A 25,916-nucleotide genomic window follows, 5' to 3' on the forward strand; every position below is an offset into this window, starting at 1 on the left:
AATTGTTATAGCATGTTAATTTTTAATAAAAAAGACGGAAATTAGTAGAATAAGATTGATGGTTAAGGTAGAAAGAAGATTATGAAAAAGAATTTGACATTAAAACAGATTGCAAAAGAGTTAGATGTTTCGATATCAACGGTTTCTAAGGCGTTGAAAAATAGCGAAGAGATTAGTGCTGTAACGAAACAAAAGATTCAGGCATTTGCAAAATTATACAACTACAAACCGAATAATATAGCATTAAGTCTAAAGAATCGTAAAACGAAAACCATTGCCGTGATTATTCCCGAAATCGTTCACGATTTTTTTGCGATGGTAATTAGTGGAATCGAAAATTTAGCCAATCAATATGGTTATAATGTCTTAATATGTTTGTCAAATGAATCGTACGAACGTGAAGTGATTAATATGGAGATGCTTGCAGCGGGTAGTATAGACGGATTTGTGATTTCTCTTTCGAAAGAAACTCAAGCCAAAAAAGATTATCATCATATCAAAGAAATCATCAACCAAGGAATGCCAGTTGTGATGTTCGACCGTGTAACGCGTGAGGTTTATACTGATAAAGTGATTATTGATGATGTACTTGCGACACAAGAAGCAATTCAGTATTTTATAAGTAAAGAACGCAAGAAAATCGGTTTTATCACAACGCCAGATTATATAAGTGTTGGACGCTTAAGAACCGAAGGATATAAAAGAACATTAGAAGCGAATGGAATTGCAGTTGACGAAAACTTGATTTTGCGTGTAGAAGACGAGAGTCAGTTGGACACTATGATTGATGAGTTTTTCGAAAAAAATAAATTTGACGCAGTAATGGCAGTAAATGAATTATATGCCGTAAAAGTGTTGAGAGCAGCACTGAAAAAAGGAATCAAAGTGCCAGAAGAATTACATTTAATAGCTTTTACAGATGGTGTAATTTCCAAGAACTCAATTCCAAGCATTTCTACAGTCAAACAAAATGCATTCAAAATGGGTGAGATTGCAGCGCGTTTATTGATTCAAAAATTAGAGTCAGAAAACGAGCATGAGCATTACATTACCGAAGTTGTCGGAACAGAATTATTACACAGAGAAACTACAACGATTTAGTAAGTTTTTTTTGGTTAAATAATTGTTACAGTTGCAATAATCCCAAAAAAAAGTTTTAACATTGTAAACAAATCAAAACATATTTTTACTTCTCAAATTACAAAAATATAGTTTTGATAAGCATAAAACGCTTATCGTAAAATACATAAAAAAATTACGATAATGAGAAAGCGTAGATTAGGATTTCTTGAAATCTGGAATTTAAGTTTCGGATATCTAGGAGTTCAAATGGGTTTCGCCTTGCAAAACGCAAATGCGAGCCGTATTCTAAGTTCATTTGGTGCCGATGTGCACGAATTGTCTTGGTTTTGGATTGTTGCACCGCTAATGGGATTGATTGTTCAACCTATTATTGGTCATTATTCAGATAATACTTGGTCTAAATTTGGACGAAGAAAACCATACTTTTTAGTAGGAGCTTTATTGGCTTCTTTCGGATTAATCTTAATGCCACAAGCAGGTGCATTTACGGCATTGATGCCTGCATTATGGATGGGTGCTGGATTCTTGATGATAATGGATGCTTCATTCAATATCGCGATGGAACCGATGCGTGCATTTGTAGCAGATATGTTGCCTTCGGATCAACGTACATTAGGATATTCAATTCAAACTGTAATTATTGGTTTAGGAGCTGTTGTCGGTTCGTGGTTGCCTTATATTTTGAGCAACTGGTTTGGTGTTTCAAGTATTGCAGCGGAAGGAGAAGTTCCGTTTCACTTAATTTTATCATTCATTATTGGAGCAATTGCAATTATTGTAACCGTTTTAATTACCATTTTTACAACAAAAGAATATTCGCCAGAAGAATTAGACGCTTTCGAAAAAGCAGAAGGTAGAGAACCAATTGTTGAAGAAAAAGCAAGCTTAACACAGATTTTTACCGATTTTGGGAATATGCCAAAAACGATGAAACAATTAGGTTTGGTACAGTTCTTTACGTGGTTTGCATTATTCGGTATGTGGGTATTTGCTACGCCTGCAATCGCTCATCATGTGTACGGTTTGTCTTTGAGTGATACACATTCAGAAACGTACCAAAAAGCAGGGGATTGGGTTGGAATTATCTTCGGAGTTTACAACGGAATTTCTGCAATATTCGCCTTCTTTTTACCAGCAATAGCCTTAAAATTTGGTCGAAAAACAACACATGCTATTTCATTAATTTGTGGAGGATTAGGATTAATTTCAATCTATTTTATTCACGATCCAAAATTACTAATCCTTTCCATGATCGGAGTAGGAATCGCTTGGGCAAGTATCTTATCGATGCCTTATGCAATTTTAGCGGGAGCAATTCCAGCGAAAAAAATGGGTGTTTACATGGGAATTTTCAATTTCTTCATTTGTATGCCTCAAATCGTCAACGCATTGTTAGGCGGTCCAATTGTAAAATATTTATATCACGATAATCCAATTTTCGCCATTGTTACCAGCGGTGTTGCGCTAATTATTGCAGCACTTTTTGTAACGCGCGTAAAAGATGTGGATGAACCAATCAAAGCATAATCATTTTGAAAACTAAAGCATTTATTTTTGATTTAGATGGTGTCATCGTCGACACTGCAATGTACCATTATTTAGCATGGAAAAAATTAGCGAATAATCTAAACATCGATTTTACGCACGAACATAACGAATTATTGAAAGGTGTTTCTCGTGTGCGATCATTAGAAATTATTCTTGGATTGGGAAATGTTGAAGCTTCTGATGAGCAGAAAAACGAATGGTTAATTCAGAAGAACAAAGAATATTTAGAATACATTGATAAGATGGACGATTCTGAAATTTTACCAGGCGTTATGGACGTTTTAAACTTTCTAAAAGAAAACAATCAACCAATTATTTTGGGATCAGCTTCTAAAAATGCACGTCCAATTTTAGAGAAAGTTAATATTCTAAATTATTTCGATGATATCGTAGATGGAAACGATGTTTCTAACGCAAAACCAGATCCAGAAGTTTTTATCGTTGGAGCGAAAAAAGCGAATCAAACAAACGAAAATTCAATTGTATTTGAAGATTCTGTTGCAGGAATTGAAGCAGCAAATGTAGCAGGAATGACAAGCATCGGAATTGGAGAAGCTTCGGTTTTGAATGAAGCGAAATACAACTTTAAAAATTTTACTGAAATCTCAGAGGATTTCTTGGTCGAATTAATCAATCAATAATTATACAAACTACATACAACAAACAAAATGAATCAAGATTATATCATCCCGAATGCGTGGTCAATTATCGAAGAAGGGTTTGAAAAAGATCGTGTAAAATCGTCTGAAAGTTTATTTTCTATCGGAAATGGAGCAATGGGACAACGTGCCAATTTCGAAGAATTTTATTCAGGTGATACATTTCAAGGAAGCTATATTGCCGGCGTTTATTATCCTGACAAGACAAAAGTGGGATGGTGGAAAAACGGTTATCCAGAATATTTTGCAAAAGTATTAAATGCGCCAGTTTGGATTGGAATTGACATCGAAATTAACGGTGAAAAATTTGATTTAAACACTTGTAAAGAAGTTAAAAATTTCCGTCGCGAATTGAATATGAAAGAAGGTTTATTGGATCGTTCATTTATTGCGATTTTACCTTCAGGATTAGAAATTGAGGTTTTTGTTCGACGTTTTCTTTCTGCTGATTTAGATGAATTAGGAGCAATTAAATATGACATCAAACCAATCAATGATGATGCGAAAATTGTCTTCAAACCTTATGTTGATGCAGCTGTAAAGAACGAAGATGCGAACTGGGAAGAGATTTTTTGGGAACCAATTTTTTCTGAAATTAAAGGTGAACAAGGTTTTGTACAAGCGCGTACGTTCAAAACTCATTTTGAAGTCGTAACATTTATGCAGAATAAAATCTTGGTAAATGGAAGTTATCAACAAAATACACCAACAAGTGATGTTAAAACTGAAACAAAAGTAGAATTTACATATGAAGTTGAGGTAAAAGCGAATGATACCGCGACAATTGAGAAATTTGGAGGTTATGTAGTTTCGACAAATCATCCTAAAAATGAATTAATTAACGCTGCCGAAAATGTATTATCTCAAGCAAATGAACAAGGTTATGAACAATTGTTAATAAACCAAAAAGAAGCTTGGGCAAAGATTTGGGAAATGGCTGATATCACTATAGAAGGTGATACAAAAGCGCAACAAGGTATTCGTTTTAATATTTTTCAATTAAATCAAACGTATTCTGGAAAAGATGAGCGTTTGAATATCGGTCCAAAAGGCTTTACGGGAGAGAAATATGGAGGTTCTACATATTGGGATACAGAAGCATATTGTTTGCCATTTTACATGGTAACAAAAAATCAAGAAGTTGCGCGAAACTTATTAATGTATCGTTTTAATCAATTGGATAAAGCGATTGAAAATGGAGAAAAATTAGGCTTCAACAAAGGTGCAGCTTTGTATCCGATGGTTACGATGAATGGTGAAGAATGCCATAACGAATGGGAAATTACATTCGAGGAAATTCACCGTAATGGAGCTATTGCATTTGCGATTTACAACTATGTTCGTTTTACGGGAGATCAAACGTATATTCCAGAAGCTGGTTTAGAGGTTTTATTAGGAATTGCACGTTTTTGGAAACAGCGTGTGAATTGGTCAAACGACAAAAAACAATATGTGATGTTAGGAGTTACGGGACCTAACGAATATGAAAATAATGTCAACAACAATTTCCATTCAAATTATTGTGCACAATGGTGTATGAATTATTTGTTGGAACAAGTTGAAAACGTCAAAACAAATTATCCAGAGGATTTCGCTCGAATCGCTGCAAAGAGAAGTATTACTGATGCTGAATTAGCAGAAATGAAAGAAGTTGCAGAGAATATTTATTTTCCATTCAGTGAAGAATTAGGAATTTATTTACAGCAAGATGGTTTCTTGGATAAAGATTTAACACCTGTTTCTGAATTACCAAAAGAAGAACGTCCGATTAATCAAAAATGGTCTTGGGATAGAATTTTACGTTCAGCTTATATCAAACAAGCAGACGTTTTACAATCGTTCTATTATTTCGAAGATCAATTTTCGAAAGATCAATTAGAAAAACATTTTGATTTTTACGAACCATTAACGGTTCACGAATCATCATTATCGCCTTGTGTTCATTCCATCCAAGCAGCAACGTTAGGAAGAATGGAGCAAGCATATACATTTTATTTGAGAACTTCTCGTTTAGATTTAGATGATTATAACAAAGAAGTTCACGAAGGATTACACATCACATCTATGGCTGGAACTTGGATGTCGATTGTAGAAGGATTTGGTGGAATGCGTGTGAAAAACGATCAATTGTATTTTGAGCCGCGTTTACCAGAACAATGGGAAGGTTTTTCGTTCAAAGTCAATTTCCGTCATCAAATCCTAAAAGTTATTGTAAATAAAGGAGAAACAATTTTTGAACTGGAAGGAACAGAACCGTTAGAGGTTTATGTTTTCGACCAGAAAGTAGTTGTTCAGCCTTCGATTTAATAAAGGGAATCTAATACCTTGAAGGCTTCGGTTTTCAGGGTATTTTTATTTAGAATAGATGTTTTAAGTTCTAAGTTTATTCTGAAAACGTATTTTAAAAAAGTCATCCTGAATTCATTTCAGGATCGCATGAAGCAGAGAATGAGAAGCTGAAACAAGTTCAGCTGGACAGAGAATTTAAAAAGATTCTTTGATAAACTCAGAATGACAAGTTCATTAACGACAATAAAGTAAATGTCATTCCGCAGAATGGAGGAATCTAAAAAACAAAACACATGAAAAAAATACTATTATTATCATCTTTCCTATCAACATTTGCTTTTGCACAGATTCAAAAAGTAGAGCCAATGTTTTGGTGGAAAGGAATGAAAAATCCAGAAGTTCAAATTCTGGTTTATGGAAAAGATATTAGTAAATACAATATTGAATTATCGGATAATGTAAAAATTCAAAATTTACAGAAAACTGAAAATCCAAATTATGTTTTTGTAACGATTAATACGAATGAAGTAAACAAATCATCATTCAAAATTAACATCAAAAACAAAAATAAAATCGTTGATTCGTATACATACGAGTTAAAAGATCGTCAACCAAATTCAGCGAATCGTTCATCGTTTTCATCAAAAGATGTGGTGTATTTAATTATGCCGGATCGTTTCGCCAATGGAGATGAAAGCAATGATTCGAAAAAAGAATTGCGTGAGAAAGTTAATCGTCAATTGCCAGGTGGTCGTCACGGAGGAGATTTACGAGGAATTATCAACAACTTAGATTATATCCAAAATTTAGGAGCCACTGCAGTTTGGTTAACTCCAGTAAACGAAGACAATGAAAAAGAATATTCGTATCACGGGTATGCTCAAACCGATTTATATAAAATTGATGGTCGTTACGGGACAAACGAAGAATACCGTGAATTGTCTCAGAAATTGAATCAACGTGGAATGTATTTGATTCAAGATTATGTCACGAATCACTGGGGAATCTCACATTGGATGATTCAGGATTTACCTTCAAAAGATTGGATCCATACATTTCCAGAAGGAGAAAATGGATTCCGTCGTTCGAATTATAGAACAACAACCCAATTTGATCCTAATGCTTCAGAGATTGATAAAATAGGCGCATTAAATGGTTGGTTCGATACGACGATGCCAGACATCAATCAAGCAAATCCATTAGTATTAAAGTACATCACTCAAAATGCCATTTGGTGGATAGAATATGCCGAATTAGGAGGTTTACGTGTAGATACATATCCTTACAATAACAAAGAAGGAATGGCAACTTGGGTAAAAGCAATTACAGATGAATATCCCAATCTAAATGTAGTAGGAGAGGCGTGGATGCATTCGCCAGCTCATGTATCGTATTGGCAAAAAGATTCGAAAATCGGTGAAATGGCGGGGTACAATTCGAATTTACCAGCGGTGATGGATTTTTCGTTGTATGCAAATATGACGAAAGCTTTTCAGGAAGAAGAATCGTGGGATAAAGGTTTGGTGAAAATCTACGAATCATTCACGAATGATTTCTTATATCCAGACATCAATAATTTATTGGTCTTTTTTGAAAATCACGATACCGAACGTTGGAACGAAATCTACAAAGGAGATATTAAGCCGTATCAACTAGCAACGACTTTAATCGGAACGGTTCGTGGAATTCCACAAATTTATTACGGCACTGAAATCGGTATGGCTGGAGATAAAAATACTGGTGGAGATGCAGCAATTCGTCAAGATTTTCTTGGTGGTTGGAAGTCTGATACACAAAATGCATTTAATCCAAATTCACGAACAGCAACGCAAAAAGCGTTCTATGATTTTACAGCGAAAGTATTCAATTGGCGTAAAAATAAAGAGGTGATTCATTCCGGTAAAACCAAACATTATGCACCAATCAATGATGTCTATGTGTATTTCCGATACAATGACAACGAATCGGTAATGGTGATTTTAAATAATAAATTAGATAAGCAAACCCTCCAATTGGATCGTTTTGAAGAATCGATCAAAGGATATCATACTGGAAAAGATATTTTATCGAATCAAGATTTCACAATTCATCCAAACGGTGAAATCACAATTGATGGAAAATCTTCGATGATTATTGAATTGATGAAATAGAATTACTGTCACACTGAGCTTGTCGAAATGTTTTTTATAATTCTTAAAAAGCTCAGAATAACAAAATCGTATAACGTAAAACATATCACGTACAACGTAAAAAGCAAATGAAAAAATTAACAACAACTATATTTACTTTACTTGCCATAGGCGCATTAAATGCCCAAATCATTGAATCGCCATCAAAGGAAGTAAAAGTTAACTTCGAATTAACAGCTAATGGTCAACCATCGTATTCGGTAACTTATAAAGGAAAAGAAATTGTAAAACCTTCAACATTAGGTTTCATTTTAAAAGATGCAGAAGCTTTAGAAAACGGATTTACAGTTACAAATTATACGACTAAATCAGTAAATGATGCTTGGCAACCTGTTTTAGGAGAATACAAAGAAATTAAAGATATTCATAACGAAGGTACGTTTCAATTAACGCAAACTTCTACTAACCGAAATGTAAATGTTACGTTTCGAGTTTTTGATGAAGGTGTAGCTTTTCGCTATGAATTTCCGAAGCAACAAAACTTAAATTACTTTGTCGTAAAAGAAGAAAAAACACAATTTAATTTAACAGGAGATCATCAAACATTTTGGTTACCTGGTGATTTCGATACACAAGAATATACATACATCGAATCGAAGATTTCAGGAATCGATCACAGTAAAATTGATATGAATAATGGGATTGGAGTGAAATCAATTGGGAAACCAAATTCAGTTCAAACGCCATTACAAATGAAAACTTCGGATAATATTTACTTAAATATTTTCGAAGCTGCAGTGGTTAATTATCCAGTAATGCATTTAGAATTTGATAAAAACTCCTATCAATTCAAATCGCATTTAGCACCAAACGCAATTGGAGATTTAGCTTATTTACAAGCGCCTTTCAACACACCTTGGCGTACAATAATGGTATCAGATGATGCCCGAGATATCGTAGGGAAAGGTCCTCAAATGATTTTAAATTTAAATGAACCATCAAAAATTGAAGATACATCTTGGATTAAACCAATGAAATATGTCGGAATTTGGTGGGAAATGCACGTTGGGAAATCAACGTGGGATCGTCAAGGAACTCAAAACGCACAAAACCAAGTCGGACAGGAGGCAATTAAATTTCCTCACGGAGCGACTACAGAAAATACAAAACGTTACATCGACTTTGCAGCGAAACACGGATTCGACGGAGTTTTAGTGGAAGGTTGGAATGAAGGATGGGAAGATTGGTATGGGAACTGGAAAGAAGATGTTTTCGATTTCACAACACCTTATGCTGATTTCGATATCAAAGAAATTTCTGCTTATGCAAAATCAAAAGGTGTAAAAATGATTATGCACCACGAAACTTCTGGTTCAGTAGCCAACTACGAACGTCGTTTTGACCGTGCAATGGAGGTAATGAAACATTACGAATATCCTGCAGTAAAAACAGGTTATGTTGGTCGCATCATTCCAAGAGGAGAATATCACGATGGACAAACAATGGTCAATCATTTCAATTGGACGGTAGAGCGTTTCGCTGAAAATAAAATTTTAGTCAATACACACGAGAGTTCTCGTCCTTCGGGTTATCACCGTACGTATCCAAATTATATTGCTGCTGAGGCAGGGAGAGGAAACGAGTTTAATGCATGGAGTTATGGAAATCCTCCAGCGCACGAAACCATTCTACCCTTCACACGTCAGTTAGGTGGTCCTATGGATTATACGCCTGGTATTTTTGAAACAGAAATGAAAGTGTATAATGTTGGTCGTGATACAAAAGTGCATACCACTTTAGCGAAACAATTGGCTTTATATGTGACGTTATATTCTCCGTTACAAATGGCTGCCGATTTACCAGAAAACTACGAGAAGTATGCCGATGCTTTCCAATTCATCAAAGATGTGGCAGTGGATTGGGACGATACAAAATACTTAGAAGCTGAGCCTGGTGATTATTTAACAGTAGCGCGTAAAGCAAAAGGAAGGGAGAATTGGTTTGTAGGTGCGATTACAGATGAAAATCCTCGAAAAACTGAAATTAAATTAGATTTCTTAACGCCTGGAGTAACTTACGAAGCAACAATTTACCAAGATGCGAAAAATGCACATTGGGATAAAAATCCAAAAGCATACGACATCAAAAAAGTAAAAGTAAATTCAAAATCAAAACTGAAATTGAATTTAGCGGCGAGTGGAGGAACAGCAATTTCGATTTTTCCAATAAAGTAGAAAATGTTTTAAGTTCTACGTGATACGTTTTACGTAGAACTTCTTTCAATTCTCATTAATAAATTGTCACACTGAGCTTGTCGAAGTGTATTTTTAAGCTTCTTTGATAAGCTTAGAATGTTATTTAAAGTAATCTTGAATAGGTCACTGAGCGAAGTCGAAGTGCAGGATCAAATTAAAGATGATGAGAAGCTGAAATAAATTTAGCTTGACAATTTGAATACTTTTTTATCAAGAAAAGAATATTGGAGAATTAATTCTTCGGCAATCTCAAAAAGACAAAAAAATATAGATATAAAAAATAAACAAATTATAATGAAACACTTAAAATCAATTATAGCGTTAGGAATTTCAATGATGAGCGTCGTTTACGGTCAAGAATTGAAATCACCAAATGGAAATTTCAAATTAGATTTTTCTTTATCGAAAGATGGAAAACCAACGTATCAATTAAAATACAAAGGGAAAGATGTCATCAAACCTTCAACTTTAGGATTCGAATTTAAAGCGAACAATCAAATGAGTTTTGAATGGGAAAATCAAGTCGGAGATAAAAATGCATTTACAAATTTTGTATCTGGTTTTCAAATCGTAGATACAAAGACTTCAACTTTTGATGAAACGTGGACACCAGTTTGGGGAGAAGTAGCTAAAATCAGAAATAATTTTAACGAATTAGCAGTTACAGTTTCTCAACCGAAAACAGATCGTCAAATGGTGATTAGATTCCGATTATTTGATGATGGTTTAGGATTCCGTTACGAATTTCCTGAGCAAAAGAATTTAAAATATTTTGTGATAAAAGAAGAGCATTCTCAATTTGCTATGGCAGGAGATCACAAAACATGGTGGATTCCGGGTGACTATGATACGCAAGAATATGATTACACAGAATCAAAGTTATCAGAAATTAGAGGATTATTTGATCAAGCCTATACTGGAAATGCATCACAAAAATCATTTTCTAAAACAGGAGTTCAGACTTCATTAATGATGAAAGCTGAGAATGGATTATACATCAACATTCATGAAGCAGCTTTAATCAATTATCCAGCAATGAATCTAAATTTAAACGATAAAAATTTAGTATTTGAATCGTGGTTAACGCCTGATGCATTAGGTGATAAAGGATATTTACAAGCGCCTTTTAATACACCTTGGAGAACAGTTATTGCAAGTGATAATGCGGCAGATATTGCGTTTAAAGGGCCACAATTAGTATATAATTTAAATGAACCATCAAAGATTGAAGATACTTCATGGATCAAACCAGTGAAGTATGTAGGTATTTGGTGGGAAATGATTACAGGTCGTGGTTCTTGGGCTTATACAGACGATTTTTCTACAGTGCAATTAGGAATAACGGATTATAAAAACGCAAAACCAAATGGAAAACATGCGGCTAATAACGAAAATGTAAAAAATTACATTGACTTTGCTGCAAAACATGGTTTCGATGCGGTATTGGTAGAAGGTTGGAACGAAGGTTGGGAAGATTGGTTCGGAAATCACAAAGATTATGTGTTCGATTTTGTAACGCCTTATCCAGATTTTGATGTAAAAGCATTAAATGAATATGCAAAATCAAAAGGTGTAAAAATTATGATGCATCACGAAACTTCGGGATCAATTCGTAATTACGAAAGACATTTGGATAAAGCATATAAATTCATGAACGATAATGGTTATACATCTGTAAAAAGTGGATATGTTGGTGATATCGTTCCTCGTGGAGATTATCATTACAGCCAAAATACAATTAATCATTATCAATATGCAATCGAAAAAGCGGCTGATTATAAAATAATGGTCAACGCACACGAAGCGGTTCGTCCTACAGGAGTTGCGCGTACATGGCCAAATTTAATCGGAAACGAATCTGCACGTGGAACAGAATACCAAGCTTTCGGTGGTTCTAAACCAAATCACGTAACGGTTTTACCTTTCACACGTCTATTAGGTGGACCAATGGATTACACGCCTGGTATTTTCGAAATGGATGTGAAAAAATTAAATCCAAACAATCATTCTCACGTTAATTCTACGATTGCAAATCAGTTGGCTTTATACGTGACAATGTATTCTCCTTTACAAATGGCTGCTGATATTATCGAGCATTACAAACAATTTTCTGATGCATTTCAATTCATCAAAGATGTGCCTGTAGATTGGCAAGATTCTAATTATTTGGAAGCTGAACCAGGAAGATATTTAACAATTGCGCGTAAAGATAAAAATTCGAACAATTGGTTTGTTGGAAATGTAAATGGTGAAACGCCTCGTTCAACAAAAATTAAATTAGATTTCTTAGATAAAGGAAAAAAATACGAAGCGAAAATTTATGCAGATGCAAAAGATGCGCATTACAAAACAAATCCACAAGCCTATAAAATTGAAACAAAAAAGGTTGATTCAAAATCTGTTTTAGATTTAACATCTCAAGCTGGTGGAGGTTTTGCAATTAGTATCAAAGAAATTAAATAAGTAATGAGTGATGAGTATTGAGAAACTTGTTACTCAATACTCAAAACTTACTACTCAAAACTTTTTAGTATGAAAAAAATACTTTTCACGTTAGGAATAGCTTCATTGTTTTTAAGCTCTTGTTCAAAAACAACAACACAAGCTACGCAGACAAATCATTCAGAAAAACAACTATTTGTTTGGAATGGTGCAAATATTTATTTTTTATTGACCGATCGTTTCGAGAATGGAGATAAAAAGAATGATGTTAATTACGGGAGAACTGCTAAAACATCTAAATTAAGAGGTTTTGAAGGAGGAGATTTTCGTGGGGTAATCAATAAAATCGAAGATAATTATTTTTCAGATTTAGGAGTTAATGCGATTTGGATGACACCGATTGTGGAGCAAATTCATGGATATGTTGATGAAGGACAAGGAAAAACATATGGATTTCACGGTTATTGGACAAAAGATTGGACGTCGATTGATAAAAACTGGGGAACTGAAAAAGAGTTACAGGAATTAGTAGACAAAGCACATGCGAAAGGCATTCGTATTATGTTGGACGCGGTGATTAATCACACAGGTCCAGTTACAAATTCGGATGGTGTGTTTCCTGCTGATTGGGTTCGTGTTTCGCCACAATGTACTTATGAGTCTTACAAAACGACGATTGAATGTACGTTGGTAAAAAATCTTCCAGACATTTTAACGGAATCAGAAAATGATGTGATGTTGCCCCCGCAATTGTTAGCAAAATGGTCGCAAGAAGGTCGTTTAGACAAAGAAGTTGCTGAATTGAATGCTTTTTTCGCGAAATATAATCTTCCAAAAGCACCGAAATATTATATTATGAAATGGCTTTCAGATTATATTAGAAAGTATGGAATTGATGGTTATCGTGTCGATACGGTGAAACATACGGAAGAAAATGTTTGGAAGAAATTCGAAGAAATTTGTCAAGATGCTTTCGCAGAATATAAAACGAATAATCCTACAAAAGTATTGGATCAAAATAAGTTTTTCTTGTTAGGAGAAGTTTATGGATATTCGATTAATGATGGTCAGCAATATAATTTTCCTGATAAAACAGTTAATTATTTCGAGAATGGATTTGATGCATTAATCAATTTCGATTTGCGTTCAACTCAAAAAGAATCTAATCAAACTGTTTTTGATCGATACAATGATATTCTTCAAAATAAGATGAAAGGAAAGTCTGTGATGAGCTACATTACCTCGCACGATGACGGTTCGCCTTTTGATAAAAATCGTCAAAATCCTTGGGATGCAGGAACTCGATTGTTATTGGCGCCAGGGATTTCGCAAATTTATTATGGAGACGAAACGGCTCGTCCGTTAGAGATTGAAGGTGTTGATGGAGATGCAAATCTTCGTTCGAATATGAACTGGGAAGTTATTAAACCAAATTCAGAAACGGAATCATTATTGAATCATTACCAAAAATTAGGACAATTTAGACGAGATCATCCAGCGGTTGGAGCAGGAAATCAAACAGATTTGCAAAATTCTCCGTATATTTTTACAAGAAAATATAAAACAGACGAAGTGGTGATTGGATTGGAAATGCCAATTGGTAAAAAAACAATTAATGTAAGTTCTATCTGGAAAGATGGTACTAAAATTCGCGATGCTTATTCAGGTTTTTCAGGAAAAGTTGTGAACGGAAATTTAGAATTGAATACGACTTCTGATATTGTATTATTGGAAAAAGTGAATTAATTTTTTGAGAAGTAATAGAAGAAAAATGATAAAAAAAATAGTTGGTTTAACCTTGATAACAACTTTGTTTTTGACAAGTTGTGAAAGCAAAAAGGAAACAAAGTCAGAAGACGTTAAAAAAGAAAGGAAAGAACAAAGTATTTTGCCTTTTACGGCTGATATGGCGGAAACTTCTGTGATTTATGAAGTGAATGTTCGTCAATTTTCGCCAGAAGGAACTTTTGCTGCGGTAACAAATGAGATTTCGAATATCAAAAAATTAGGTGTTAAAATCCTTTGGATTATGCCTATTTATCCAATTGGAGAAGAAAATCGAAAAGAAGGTTTAGGTTCGTATTATTCGATCAAAGATTATAGAGGAATCAATCCAGAATTTGGAAATGCCGAAGATTTTAAGAAATTAGTTGATGAAGCGCACAAAAACGGAATCTATGTGATTTTGGATTGGGTTGCGAATCACACGGCTTGGGATCATCCTTGGGTAAAACAACATCCCGATTGGTACGAACAAGATAAGAACGGAAAAATGCATTCTCCTTACGATTGGTCGGATGTTGTGGCATTAAATTTCGATAACAAAGAAATGCGCAAACAGATGATTGCCGATATGAAATATTGGTTAGATGATTTCAAAATTGATGGTTTCCGTTGTGATATGGCGCACGAAGTTCCGACAGATTTTTGGAATGAAGCAAAACCGCAATTGGCAAATGGTCGCGAAATTTTTATGTTAGCTGAAACGGAGAAACCAGAATTATTAGCAAATGATGCATTTGACGCCGCTTACGGATGGGAAATTCATCATATCATGAATGATATTGCAAAAGGTAAAAAGAATGTTTCTGCGATTGATGCGTACATGGATTCGATTCCGAAAAAATGGCAAGCAGATGATTACAAATTATTATTCACATCAAATCATGACGAAAATTCTTGGGCTGGAACTGAATACGAAAGAATGGGTGATGCGGTAGAAACATTTGCTGCATTAACGTATACTTTACCTGGAATTCCATTGATTTATAATGGACAAGAAGAAGATTTTAATCGTCGTTTAAAATTCTTTGTCAAAGATTCTATTGATCGTAATCCAACAGCAAAAATGCGTGGCGTTTATGAAAAGTTAGGAGAACTTAAAATCACAAATGAAGCATTTAATGGAGCGAAAAAAGCGGCTTCTTACGAACGTTTGAAAACATCTGATGATAAATCTATCTTAGCGTTCAAACGTCATAAAAATACGACAGAAGCTTATTTTATTGCGAATTTTACGAAAGCAAATAAAGAAATTATAGTTCCAATTAATGGTGTGTACAAAAACTTTATGAACAACGAAGATGTTACATTTGATGCAACAACAAAACTGAAATTAAAACCTTGGGAATACCTGATTTTAGTTCAGAAGAAAAAATAAATTCTTAAAAGCTGGTTAAATTTTTAATCAGCTTTTTTTATGGTATAATGCTTGTTGATAAACGTTTAAAATCCAAATCATGAGAAAAATAATTTTATCAACAGCCGCCATTTTAAGCTTAGTTTTCTCTTCGTGTGAATCGAAGAAAACAGAAAACTCAGAAGTTATCACAAGTAAATCTGAAGTTGCAGAACAGCCAATTGTTTCGGAAAGTGATATTGCGAATCATCCAGAGTCATCGACTTCACAAAATACTTATGAGGTTTTACAAGATAATGGTCAACAAAAAACGGTAAATATTGATCCAAATGAAACGGTGATTTCAGCAAATAGTTTACCTATTAATGCACAAAATTTTGTTTCGAAAAACTTTGGTAATATGGAGTTTGTGAATGCGATAAAAGAAGTTGAACGCAATATCACAACATATAATATTCAGTTGAAAGACGGAACAAAAATAGAATTTACAGATAATGGTGATTGGAAGGAGGTGAAAAATGGTTTAGGAAAAGCGATTCCGATTAAATTTTTCCCAGATAATATTCAAAAATATCTTCAATCAAAATATCCTAAAATCGATGCGAAATCAATTGAAATGGATACAAAAGACAAAGAAATAAAAGTAGAATTGTTACAAAATAATGTCGATTTGAAATTTGATTTGAATGGTAATTTTATCAAAATTGATTAATCAAATACATCAAAAACCTTGTCAATAGATGAGGTTTTTTTTAATTTCTAATTTTTAAAATTTTACAATAACCTTCACATCAACTTTTCGCAATTTTCAATATATTTATAGTAGAAAAAATCGCCCAAAATGGATAAAAAATATTTGAGATCGTTAATTTTTAGACATCTCGATGGTTTGGTAACGGCTCCGGTATTAAGTGCTTTGGCTAAAAAAGGAGCTTTGCATTATATCGTCGAGCGTAAAACTATACAGTTAGAAGAATTGACAAACGAATTTCAGGCAAACGAAGGTTATCTAAATGTTGCTTTGCGTGTGTTGGCTTCGCAGAATATGTTAGAATATTCAGTGAATAATGCAGAAAATAGCGTCGAGATTCAAACCAATAAATATTCAGATCGCGCATTTACTAATGTTGATATTTACCATGATTTAGCTGTTTTTTTGGCAGAAAATGAAGTAATTAATCAACATGATTTTTCGGATGAATTTTGTAAAAAATGGATTAAATTATTTGATAAATATAAAACTTATTTGATGACTGCTGACGACGAAGAGTTTCTTGAAAAACCTTTGCATTATCAAATTACCAAACATATCGAAGGCGTTTTAGTTGGACCAATTATTGTGCGAATGGGAATGAGTGGTTTGTTTCATAAATACTTTATGGAAGCTTCTTTCAATCCAGATGAATTTCACAAAAACCCACAAACTTTCGAGAAAATATTGGAACGATTAACCGAATTAGGTTGGTTTACAAAACACGAAAAAAACTATAAATTCACAGAAATAGGATTATTTTTTGCGCGCCGTGCAACATCTTATGGTGTTACAGTTTCTTATTTACCAATGTTCGCGAAGTTGAATGATTTGCTTTTTGGTTCGCCAACAAAATTGCGTGAAATTACCGAAGGCGAAGATGAACAACACGTGAATCGCGAAATGAATGTTTGGGGTAGTGGAGGAGCGCATTCCACTTATTTCAAAGTGATTGATGAGTTTATTGTAGATATTTTTAATCGTCCAATAGAAGAGCAACCGAAAGGAATTTTGGATATGGGATGCGGGAATGGAGCGCTTTTACAACATTTGTATGATGTGATAGAACGTCAAACCTTACGGGGAAAACATCTCGACGAATATCCACTTTTTTTGGTTGGTGCAGATTATAATCAAGCAGCGCTGAAAGTAACGCGTGCCAATTTAATTAAAAATGATATTTGGGCAAAAGTGATTTGGGGTGATATTGGTGATCCAGATCGTTTGGCAACAGATTTGAAAAATGATTATTCAATAGAGTTGAGTGATTTATTAAACATTAGAACATTTTTAGATCATAATCGAATTTGGGAAGATGTAGAAGATATCAAAACAAATCGAATTAGTGCTTCTACAGGAGCTTTTGCGTTTAGAGGAAAACGATTGTCAAATAATGATGTGGAACAAAATTTATTGAATCATCTCAAAAAATGGGCGCCTTATGTAGATAAATTTGGTTTGTTATTGATCGAATTACATACGATTGCTCCAGATTTAACGGCGGAGAATTTAGGAAATACACCTGCAACAGCGTATGATGCAACGCATGGATTTTCGGATCAATATATTGTAGAAGTCGATGTTTTTCATCGAATTTGTCAAGAAACTGGTTTAGTTCCAGATAAAACATTGTTCAAAAAATATCCAAACAGTGAATTGGCAACTGTTAGTATCAATCTTTTGAAACGATAATATTTAAAAGATATATTAAATCAAAAAAAGCTCAGCAATTGCTGAGCTTTCTTGGTTAGTCTTGTGTCAATAATTAGTTTAGGGTTATTTTTGCTTGACTAATCTTAAATCCATTTTCGTAAACATTGAACGTGTAAACTCCTTTTTGGAATTCCTCGTTTTCCCAATCAAACGTAATATTTTTTGTTTGTCCGTTTGTGTAATTAAAGTTGATTGCATCAGAGAAATTAACTGTATCTCCAGATCTCAATTCAATTTGTCCGCCTTGCGCATTTCCATATCTTCCTAATGTTCCGTCAGGATTATAGATAGCAACATATAATTTTTTGTCTCCAGATTCTGTTCTCGAATTACGATCTACATCAAAAGAAACACGAATTTTATCAATACGTTTTGCACGTGTTTTTTCAACTTCTTTTCCGCTATTTCTTACACGAATTCCTTTGATTTGTTGATTAGAAACAGATAAAGTTGAACTTAATTCATTGATCTTTCCTTTCGAAATTGCATTGTCTTTTTGACGAACACTTTTTTCTGTTTCGTAGTTATATGTTAACTCTTTATTGTTTTCTCTTAAATTGTTGTTGTCTGTTGTTAAAGCAGAATTTTTATTATTTAATTCGTCAACGCTACGTACAAGAATTGCATTTTCTTTTTGTAAACGAGCAACTTCAGATTTGTAATTTTTTACACTTCCTTCTAAATCGTTAATCATTTTACGAGCACGATTCATTTCCTCTGCAGTTGGATTGTCTTTATCTAAAATTTCTTGAATATCTTGATTCTTTAACTGAATCATATTTTCTTTATCGCTCAATAAATTGTTACGATCTTCGATGCGTGCTTTATATTGTGTATAGTCGTTTAAAATCGAATCATATTGTTTACGAATTTGATCTTTTTGACCCGTTTCGTTTTTAAGGATTTGAGAATTTAAAGATTCATTTTTTTCAAGATTCCCGATTTGGTTTGCTTGATAAATATTATATCCTACACTTCCTGCTAATAAGATTCCGACTAATGCCAAAGGAACTACTAAACCGTTTTTTCCTTTGTTTGTTGGTTGATTGTTTTCTTCTAATCCTTGCATATGAATTATTATTTAAGGTTAATTGTTTTTTTATTGTTTCTAGTGTTAAGAAATTATGATGCCAAAAACTTATGATGATGTTAAAATGAGGGTTTTTTAACAAATTTTTTCACATTTTAGACCGAAAATGAATAATCATACAGAATTTTATTCTAAATAAATCATAAAAAAAGCTCCAGAATAATCTGAAGCTTTCTTTCTATTTTGATGAATTGTATTTACTTTTTATCAAAAGTTCCTGTGTAAACAGAAGTCAATTTATCCAAAGAAATGTACTTTTTGAAAACCTCGTTTACTTGGTTTATATTCAATGCATCTACCTTTTTCTCTAAATTATCAAATTCATCAAACGTAATTCCGTTCAATAAATAACCATTCGATAAACCTAATAAAGTTCCGTCAGTTCCCAAAGAAGTCGTACGACCGTTTTTCCAACTTACAATATTTGTTTTCAATTCGTCCGCTGTGAAACCATCTTTCAATGCTTTTGCAACTTCTTCTTTCAATGCTTTTTCTACCGCTTCACGTTTTGTTGGATTCAAGAATGCATAATATCCCCAAGAAGAAACATCGTTTTTAGGATCGCTTGGAATCGAAACAAATGAACCTGCACCGTAGCTGATTCCTTCTTTTTCTCTTAATCGCATTGGAATACGAGCAGATAAAAATCCTCCACTTCCAATCATTTCATTTGCCATAACCATTGCGGCGTAATCAGCACTTTCACGATTCATTTTGAAGTTAATTGATCCAACTGCAGCAGCATTTTCTTTGTCTGGAATGTTGTAAAGTTTATCCTCTTTCTTCGTTGCTGTAAAAGTTGGATACGCCTTTTCGTACTTCGATTTGCTGTTCCATTTACCAAAAGTATCATTCAATAATTTTTCAACTTTTGCTTTGTCATTTGTTCCAACAATAGAAACAACACCATTTTGCGCACCTAAAATATTTTTATAAAAATCAACTAAATCAGCTTGTTTGATTTTCTTCAAATCATCTTTCGTTTCAGCAAAAGAAGCTGTGTAGAAAATAGAAGATTTAGGATAATTAGATGTTAAACGACTAATTTCGTTGAAGGCTAATGCTTGCGGATCGTTTGTATTTGCATCCAAATATGTTACATATTCATTTACAGATTTCGCTAATTCAGCATCTGGGAAAGTAGGTTCTGTAATGATTTGACGTACGATATCCATAGTTTTGTCTAATGAATTTTTGTACGTATTGATTGTTACAGATAAATTTTGTCCACTAAATCTAAATCCAACCGAAGATTTTAAAGCATCTAATTGATCTTTGATTTGTTCTTTTGTTAGATTCTTCGTTCCAGACATTAACAATTCAGCTGTTAGTTGACCAATCATTCCTTTATTTGCCAAATCTTTTTCATTAGAAACTGGCAAATTAAACGAAAGAATTACTTTTTCACCTTTAATTTCTTTATCGATGATTCCGTATTTTAGACCATTGTTCAATTTTCCTTCTGCATAATGAGCTTTCAAATTTTTGATCGAAGCTTCAAATGGTTTTGCTTCTTTCTCAACTGCACGACCTTTGTAGTTCGAAACTAAATCTGAGATTTGTTTATTCGTTAATTCAGTCGGTTTTACACGAATTTCATCTTTCGTCGGAATAAAAGTTCCAACTGTTCTATTATTCGCTCTAAAATATTTTTCAGCAACACGTTTTACATCTTCTTTGGTTACTTTCTCGATATTATCGCGGTACAAGAAACCTAAACGATAATCACCAGCACCAACAATTTCTGTTAAACCAATGGCATAATTAATCGTATTATTTTTTTGATTTTCGATGTTTTTCACAATACTTGCTTTCGCACGTTGCACATCTTGATCAGTATAATTAATTGTAGCAACTTTGTCTAATTCTGAACGAATATCATTTTTAGTTTGCTCGATATTTTTCTCTTTTGGAATTTCAGTTCCGATGTAGAAGAAACTCGCATCGCGAACTTCTGGACTATACGCCCAAATTGAAGCAATTTTGTGTGTGTCAACTAAAGATTTGTACAAATATCCCGAAGGATCTGAAGTTAAAATATTATTTAAAACATCAATTGCTGCATAATCTTTATCGCTATATGCTGCAACGTGATACATTACACCAACAGATTGGGAATCTCCTGCACGTTTTACTTCAACAAATTTTTCACCATCTTGCGCTGGCTCAACTGTTAAAATTTCGTCTAAAACACGAGTTGGTTTTGGAATCGAAGCAAAATACTGATTCACATATTCCATCGTTTTTTTCTCGTCAAATTTTCCAGCAATAATTAAGGTTGCATTATCTGGTTGATAATATTTTTCGTAGAATTTGCGCAACTGTGGTGTTTTTACACGCTCAATATCTTCTTTAGATCCAATTGTAGATTTTCCGTAATTGTGCCATAAATAGCCAGCAGAAATAACGCGTTCCATTAAAACACTTGACGGATCATTTTCACCAATTTCAAATTCATTACGTACAACCGAAAATTCTTTGTCCAAATCTTCTTGTTTAATGGTTGCATTAATCATACGATCAGCTTCCATTTCCAAACTCCAACGTAAATTTTCGTCGCTTGATGGGAAAACTTCGTAATAATTTGTACGATCATAATATGTCGTTCCATTTGCACGTCCACCTTTGTCAGATAACATTTTCTTGATATCACCTAAGTTTTTTGTTGATTTAAACAACATATGTTCTAACAAATGCGCCATTCCTTTTTCACCGTAACCTTCGTGTTTAGAACCAACATTGTAAACAATATTTACTACAACATTACTTTGCGATTGATCAGAGACTAATAAAACTTGTAATCCATTTGGTAGTTTGTATTCCTTAATTCCTTCTACTTGCGTCACAAAAGTTGCGTTTCCAGATTTCGTTTGAGCCATTAAGTATGGTGAATTTGCAAAGGCAAAAACCAGACATATACTCAGTAAAGTTTTTTTCATGTATTTATTTTTATAGTTATTAATTGGATGATACAATTCTATAATCTATTCGTTAGACGCAAATTGTATGGTGTAAGTTACAAATCTTTTGTTAAATTTGTGATGCAACAAACAAAAGAAATGGAAACAAAAGAGGTAAATAAAATTACTTTCGAAGAGTTTAAAAGTCAAATCATTAATGATTACAAGACGGCTTTTATGTCTCGTGAAGCAAGTCTTTTAGGAAGAAGAGAAGTACTTACTGGGAAAGCAAAATTTGGGATTTTTGGTGATGGAAAAGAATTACCACAAATTGCAATGGCAAAAGTATTCAAAAATGGAGATTTCCGTTCTGGATACTATCGCGATCAAACATTTATGTTCGCAATTGGTCAATTAACTGTTGAACAATTTTTTGCACAATTATACGCTTTAACAGATTTAGAGAAAGAACCTTCATCAGGAGGTCGTCAAATGACATCTCATTTCGGAACACGTTCTTTAAATGAAGATGGTTCTTGGAAAAAATTAACAGAACAAAAAAATTCGAGTGCTGATATTTCGCCAACAGCTGGTCAAATGCCACGTTTGTTAGGCTTAGCACAAGCTTCAAAATATTTTAGAAATGTTCCTCAATCAGACGAAGATCAACAATTTTCTGTAAACGGAAATGAAATTGCTTTCGGAACAATTGGTGACGCAAGTACTTCTGAAGGTCATTTTTGGGAAACGATAAATGCAGGTGGAGTTTTGCAAGTGCCAATGGTTGTTTCTATTTGGGACGATGGTTACGGAATTTCTGTACCAGCTAAATTTCAACGCACAAAATCGAATCTTTCTGAATTATTATCAGGTTTCGGAAGAACGGAAGAGGAAAGAGGTTACGAAATTATTACTGTAAAAGCGTGGGATTATCCTGCTTTGATTGAAGCGTATACACGTGCAGAAAGATTTGCGCGTGAGCATCACATTCCGTGTATTGTACACGTGCAAGAATGTACGCAACCACAAGGTCACTCGACTTCTGGTTCGCACGAGCGTTATAAATCAGAGGAGCGTTTGACATGGGAAAAAGATTTTGATGGAATCTCAAAATTCCGTGAATATATTTTAGCATTTGCAGATCATTCAGAAGCAATTATTTCTGCGGAAGAGTTGGATCAATTAGAAGCTGAAGTAAAAGCTGAAGTAAAAGCTTCTCAAAAACAATGTTGGGACGATTATTTGAATCCAATTTTGGATTTGAAAAATGAAGCGTTAGAATTATTAACGAAAATTGCTTTAGAAAGTGCAAACGGTGCTTTTATCAACATTGAAATTAGTAATCTAAAATCAAAGAAAAGTCCTTTCAAACGTGATGTTTATGGAGCTGTTCGTAAAGTAATTCGTTTAATACGTTCAGAAAATTTAGTTACAAAAGCTGAATTAATTTCTTGGTTAGATGCCAAAATGAAGCGCGAAGAAGAAATCTATTCGACTAAATTAGTTTCAGGAACGGCAACTCAAGTACCACAAGTAAAACCTGAGTTTGGAGAAAATCCAGCGTTAGAAGATGGTCGTGTAATTGTTCGTGATAACTTTGATAAAATCTTCGAAAAATATCCAAAGGCATTAGTTTTTGGTGAAGATGCTGGAAATATTGGTGATGTAAACCAAGGTTTAGAAGGTCTTCAAGCAAAATATGGTATCGATCGTATTTCGGATACAGGTATTCGCGAAGCAACAATTCTTGGTCAAGGAATTGGATTAGCGATGCGTGGTTTACGTCCAATTGCAGAAATTCAATATTTAGATTATATCCTTTATTGTTTACAAGGAATTTCTGATGATTTGGCAACTGTGCTTTATCGTTCGAATGGAGGTCAAAAAGCGCCTGTGATTATCAGAACGCGTGGTCACCGTTTAGAAGGTGTTTGGCATTCAGGTTCGCCAATGGGAGGAATTTTGAATTTGGTTCGTGGCGTGAATGTTTTAGTTCCACGTGATTTAACAAAAGCCGCAGGTTTTTACAATACATTGATGCAAGCAGATGAGCCTGCAATTGTTGTAGAAAGTTTGAATGGTTATCGTTTGAAAGAACCTGCACCAACTAATATTGGAGAATTTACAACGCCAATAGGTGAAGTAGAAATTACAAAAGAAGGAAAAGATGTAACGTTATTAACATACGGTTCTACTTGGAGAATTGTGATGGATGCTGCGAAAGAATTGGAGCAACTAGGTATTTCTGTTGAAGTAATTGATGCACAATCTTTATTGCCTTTCGATATCAATGCAGATGTTGCAAAAAGTTTGAACAAAACGAATCGTTTAGTTATTGTTGACGAAGATGTTCCAGGTGGAGCAAGTGCATTCTTGTTACAAGAAATTATCGAGAAACAAGGTGGATATTTTACATTAGATAGCGCACCATTGACGATTACAGCGAAAGCTCACCGTCCTGCGTATGCGACTGATGGAGATTATTTTTCAAAACCTTCTGTTGATGATATTACAGAACAAGTCTATGAACTAATGCGCGAAGCGAAACCAAACGAGTTTCCTGCTTTGTACTAAAAAATAAATTTTAGAGTTATATAAGCGTATGTCTTTTTCAAAAAGGCATGCGCTTTTTTTGTATTTTTAACAATCAAAATTATAATGAAAATGAAATTCTATTCGATTATACTTTGTCTATTGACTTCAATTCTTTTTGGGCAATTTCAAGATGTAATTCCTCCAAAGAATATCAAGACGGTTCAAGTTTTTAATCCGCAAACAAACGATAATACACCCGTTATCAAGTTAGGTTCTAGCGAAAGATTAATTTTTCTTTTTGATGATATCAGTGCAGGTTATAAGCGTTATCAATATTCTATTGAACACAGAAATGCAGATTGGTCAGAATCGAATATTTTTCAAACCGAATTTTTAAATGGTGTTAATGCTGATTATGCGCGAACATATAAGAATTCATTCAATACGTATCAAAAATATACCAATTATCAAATTCAATTTCCGAATGATCAAATGAATGTAAAATTACCTGGAAATTATGTGTTAAAAGTGTATTTAGAAAATGATTCAAACCCAATTTTCACGAAACGTTTTGCCGTTTATCAACCAATTGCGGATGTTGGAGTGATGGTTTCTCGTTACAATAATCCAACCGTAAAAGAATTGAATCAGCGTTTGCAAGTTCAAGTTTCGAGTGGAACACAAAATTTAACTGAAGTTCCTGATGGTGCAAGATTATTTTTGATGAAAAATAACAATTGGAACGAAGGTTATTTTGTCAATCGACCATCTTTTTCTCGTCCAAATCAATTAACATATAATGATACTAATATTTTGTTTGACGGTGGTGCAGAATACAATTGGTTTGATAACAAAAATTTAGAAGTTCCGAGTTTAACAACAGAAAAAACATTCAGAAAAGATAGTGTTTATCACACTGTTTTGCGTGCAGATATTCCGAAATATAATTTACCTTATGATGATTATCCAGACATTAATGGTAATTTTTATATCCGAAATAACCGTTATGGAAACGAATATGCAGCAAATTCTGAAGCAGATTATTCATGGGTTTATTTTGCCTTAGATGCTTTCGAAGATCAAAATGGATTATACGTTCCGTATGTTGTAGGTGCTTTTAATAATTGGGAAATTGATGAAAATTCGAAATTAGAAAAAGACGATGCAGGATTTTGGGTAACCGAATTATTCTTGAAACAAGGTTATTACAATTATCAATATGTCGTAAAAAATACCAAAACAGGCAAAATCGATCCAAGTTATGTGAGCGGAAGTTTTTGGCAAACCGAAAATCAATATCAAGCATTGTTTTACTATCGCCCTTGGGGACAACGATACGATGTGTTGATGGGATATGGAACTGGAAATTCGAGGAGATAAGTA

Annotated in this window: 15 protein-coding genes; 13 read left to right on the forward strand and 2 right to left on the reverse strand. The window is 33.7% G+C overall.

All coding sequences use genetic code 11. The annotated features are described in order from the left end of the window. Positions 1-81 precede the first annotated feature (81 nt). The 11 genes from B3M86_RS12160 to B3M86_RS12210 all read left to right on the forward strand — a co-directional run bounded on the left by B3M86_RS12160 (position 82) and on the right by B3M86_RS12210 (position 17,987). The gene (locus tag B3M86_RS12160) at positions 82-1,101 is read left to right on the forward strand and encodes a LacI family DNA-binding transcriptional regulator (protein WP_038331040.1); all 1,020 of its coding nucleotides are present in this window, start codon (positions 82-84) and stop codon (positions 1,099-1,101) included. 162 nt (positions 1,102-1,263) lie between these two features. Next, positions 1,264-2,610 carry an MFS transporter gene (locus B3M86_RS12165; protein ID WP_038331042.1) on the forward strand — a complete coding sequence of 449 codons (1,347 nt, stop codon included), beginning with the start codon at positions 1,264-1,266 and terminating at the stop codon, positions 2,608-2,610. Positions 2,611-2,615: 5 nt separating this feature from the next. Then, entirely contained in the window at positions 2,616-3,272 is a 657-nt protein-coding gene (gene pgmB / locus B3M86_RS12170) for a beta-phosphoglucomutase (RefSeq protein WP_291075989.1), read from the forward strand. A gap of 27 nt (positions 3,273-3,299) precedes the next feature. After that, entirely contained in the window at positions 3,300-5,597 is a 2,298-nt protein-coding gene (locus B3M86_RS12175; protein WP_114998830.1) for a glycoside hydrolase family 65 protein, read from the forward strand. 275 nt (positions 5,598-5,872) lie between these two features. Beyond that, a complete protein-coding gene (locus tag B3M86_RS12180) occupies positions 5,873-7,729 on the forward strand; it encodes a glycoside hydrolase family 13 protein (RefSeq protein ID WP_291047710.1) in 1,857 nt (618 codons plus the stop codon). 107 nt (positions 7,730-7,836) lie between these two features. Continuing rightward, the gene (locus B3M86_RS12185) at positions 7,837-9,942 is read left to right on the forward strand and encodes a glycoside hydrolase family 97 protein (protein ID WP_219033777.1); all 2,106 of its coding nucleotides are present in this window, start codon (positions 7,837-7,839) and stop codon (positions 9,940-9,942) included. Positions 9,943-10,257: 315 nt separating this feature from the next. Beyond that, positions 10,258-12,426, forward strand: a complete 2,169-nt coding sequence (locus B3M86_RS12190; protein ID WP_221853992.1) for a glycoside hydrolase family 97 protein — start codon at positions 10,258-10,260, stop codon at positions 12,424-12,426. Positions 12,427-12,495: 69 nt separating this feature from the next. After that, a complete protein-coding gene (locus tag B3M86_RS12195) occupies positions 12,496-14,151 on the forward strand; it encodes an alpha-amylase family glycosyl hydrolase (RefSeq protein WP_291047715.1) in 1,656 nt (551 codons plus the stop codon). A gap of 25 nt (positions 14,152-14,176) precedes the next feature. Continuing rightward, positions 14,177-15,565 (forward strand): alpha-amylase family glycosyl hydrolase, encoded by a 1,389-nt coding sequence (locus B3M86_RS12200; protein WP_291047717.1) that lies wholly within the window; start codon positions 14,177-14,179, stop codon positions 15,563-15,565. Positions 15,566-15,644: 79 nt separating this feature from the next. Then, positions 15,645-16,256, forward strand: a complete 612-nt coding sequence (locus B3M86_RS12205) for a PepSY-like domain-containing protein (RefSeq protein ID WP_286495093.1) — start codon at positions 15,645-15,647, stop codon at positions 16,254-16,256. A gap of 129 nt (positions 16,257-16,385) precedes the next feature. Further along, positions 16,386-17,987, forward strand: coding sequence for a class I SAM-dependent methyltransferase (locus B3M86_RS12210; protein WP_221853989.1), 1,602 nt, complete (start codon positions 16,386-16,388; stop codon positions 17,985-17,987). Positions 17,988-18,060: 73 nt separating this feature from the next. Here B3M86_RS12210 and B3M86_RS12215 read toward each other — a convergent pair whose 3' ends face one another. Beyond that, entirely contained in the window at positions 18,061-19,077 is a 1,017-nt protein-coding gene (locus tag B3M86_RS12215; RefSeq protein ID WP_038331054.1) for a hypothetical protein, read from the reverse strand. A gap of 218 nt (positions 19,078-19,295) precedes the next feature. After that, positions 19,296-21,977, reverse strand: coding sequence for a M16 family metallopeptidase (locus B3M86_RS12220; RefSeq protein ID WP_291070506.1), 2,682 nt, complete (start codon positions 21,975-21,977; stop codon positions 19,296-19,298). A gap of 180 nt (positions 21,978-22,157) precedes the next feature. On the opposite strand from B3M86_RS12220, the gene B3M86_RS12225 reads away from it, so the two are divergent. Both B3M86_RS12225 and B3M86_RS12230 read left to right on the forward strand, forming a co-directional pair. Then, complete coding sequence (locus B3M86_RS12225; protein WP_291047720.1) at positions 22,158-24,572, forward strand: alpha-ketoacid dehydrogenase subunit alpha/beta; 2,415 nt, start codon at positions 22,158-22,160, stop codon at positions 24,570-24,572. 84 nt (positions 24,573-24,656) lie between these two features. After that, entirely contained in the window at positions 24,657-25,913 is a 1,257-nt protein-coding gene (locus tag B3M86_RS12230) for a type IX secretion system plug protein domain-containing protein (protein WP_286495085.1), read from the forward strand. Positions 25,914-25,916: the final 3 nt, after the last annotated feature.

Origin of the sequence: Empedobacter sp. UBA6305, assembly GCF_002440405.1 — a bacterium.
In the GTDB taxonomy this organism is placed as follows: Bacteria; Bacteroidota; Bacteroidia; order Flavobacteriales; family Weeksellaceae; genus Empedobacter; species Empedobacter falsenii_B.

What these genes read in the sequence shown, in the direction of transcription:
- B3M86_RS12160 (WP_038331040.1), top strand. Translation starts at nt 82, where the DNA reads ATGAAAAAGAATTTGACATTAAAACAGATTGCAAAAGAGTTAGATGTT.
- B3M86_RS12165 (WP_038331042.1), top strand. Translation starts at nt 1,264, where the DNA reads ATGAGAAAGCGTAGATTAGGATTTCTTGAAATCTGGAATTTAAGTTTC.
- B3M86_RS12175 (WP_114998830.1), top strand. Translation starts at nt 3,300, where the DNA reads ATGAATCAAGATTATATCATCCCGAATGCGTGGTCAATTATCGAAGAA.
- B3M86_RS12180 (WP_291047710.1), top strand. Translation starts at nt 5,873, where the DNA reads ATGAAAAAAATACTATTATTATCATCTTTCCTATCAACATTTGCTTTT.
- B3M86_RS12185 (WP_219033777.1), top strand. Translation starts at nt 7,837, where the DNA reads ATGAAAAAATTAACAACAACTATATTTACTTTACTTGCCATAGGCGCA.
- B3M86_RS12190 (WP_221853992.1), top strand. Translation starts at nt 10,258, where the DNA reads ATGAAACACTTAAAATCAATTATAGCGTTAGGAATTTCAATGATGAGC.
- B3M86_RS12195 (WP_291047715.1), top strand. Translation starts at nt 12,496, where the DNA reads ATGAAAAAAATACTTTTCACGTTAGGAATAGCTTCATTGTTTTTAAGC.
- B3M86_RS12200 (WP_291047717.1), top strand. Translation starts at nt 14,177, where the DNA reads ATGATAAAAAAAATAGTTGGTTTAACCTTGATAACAACTTTGTTTTTG.
- B3M86_RS12205 (WP_286495093.1), top strand. Translation starts at nt 15,645, where the DNA reads ATGAGAAAAATAATTTTATCAACAGCCGCCATTTTAAGCTTAGTTTTC.
- B3M86_RS12210 (WP_221853989.1), top strand. Translation starts at nt 16,386, where the DNA reads ATGGATAAAAAATATTTGAGATCGTTAATTTTTAGACATCTCGATGGT.
- B3M86_RS12215 (WP_038331054.1), bottom strand. Translation starts at nt 19,077, where the DNA reads ATGCAAGGATTAGAAGAAAACAATCAACCAACAAACAAAGGAAAAAAC.
- B3M86_RS12220 (WP_291070506.1), bottom strand. Translation starts at nt 21,977, where the DNA reads ATGGCTCAAACGAAATCTGGAAACGCAACTTTTGTGACGCAAGTAGAA.
- B3M86_RS12225 (WP_291047720.1), top strand. Translation starts at nt 22,158, where the DNA reads ATGGAAACAAAAGAGGTAAATAAAATTACTTTCGAAGAGTTTAAAAGT.
- B3M86_RS12230 (WP_286495085.1), top strand. Translation starts at nt 24,657, where the DNA reads ATGAAAATGAAATTCTATTCGATTATACTTTGTCTATTGACTTCAATT.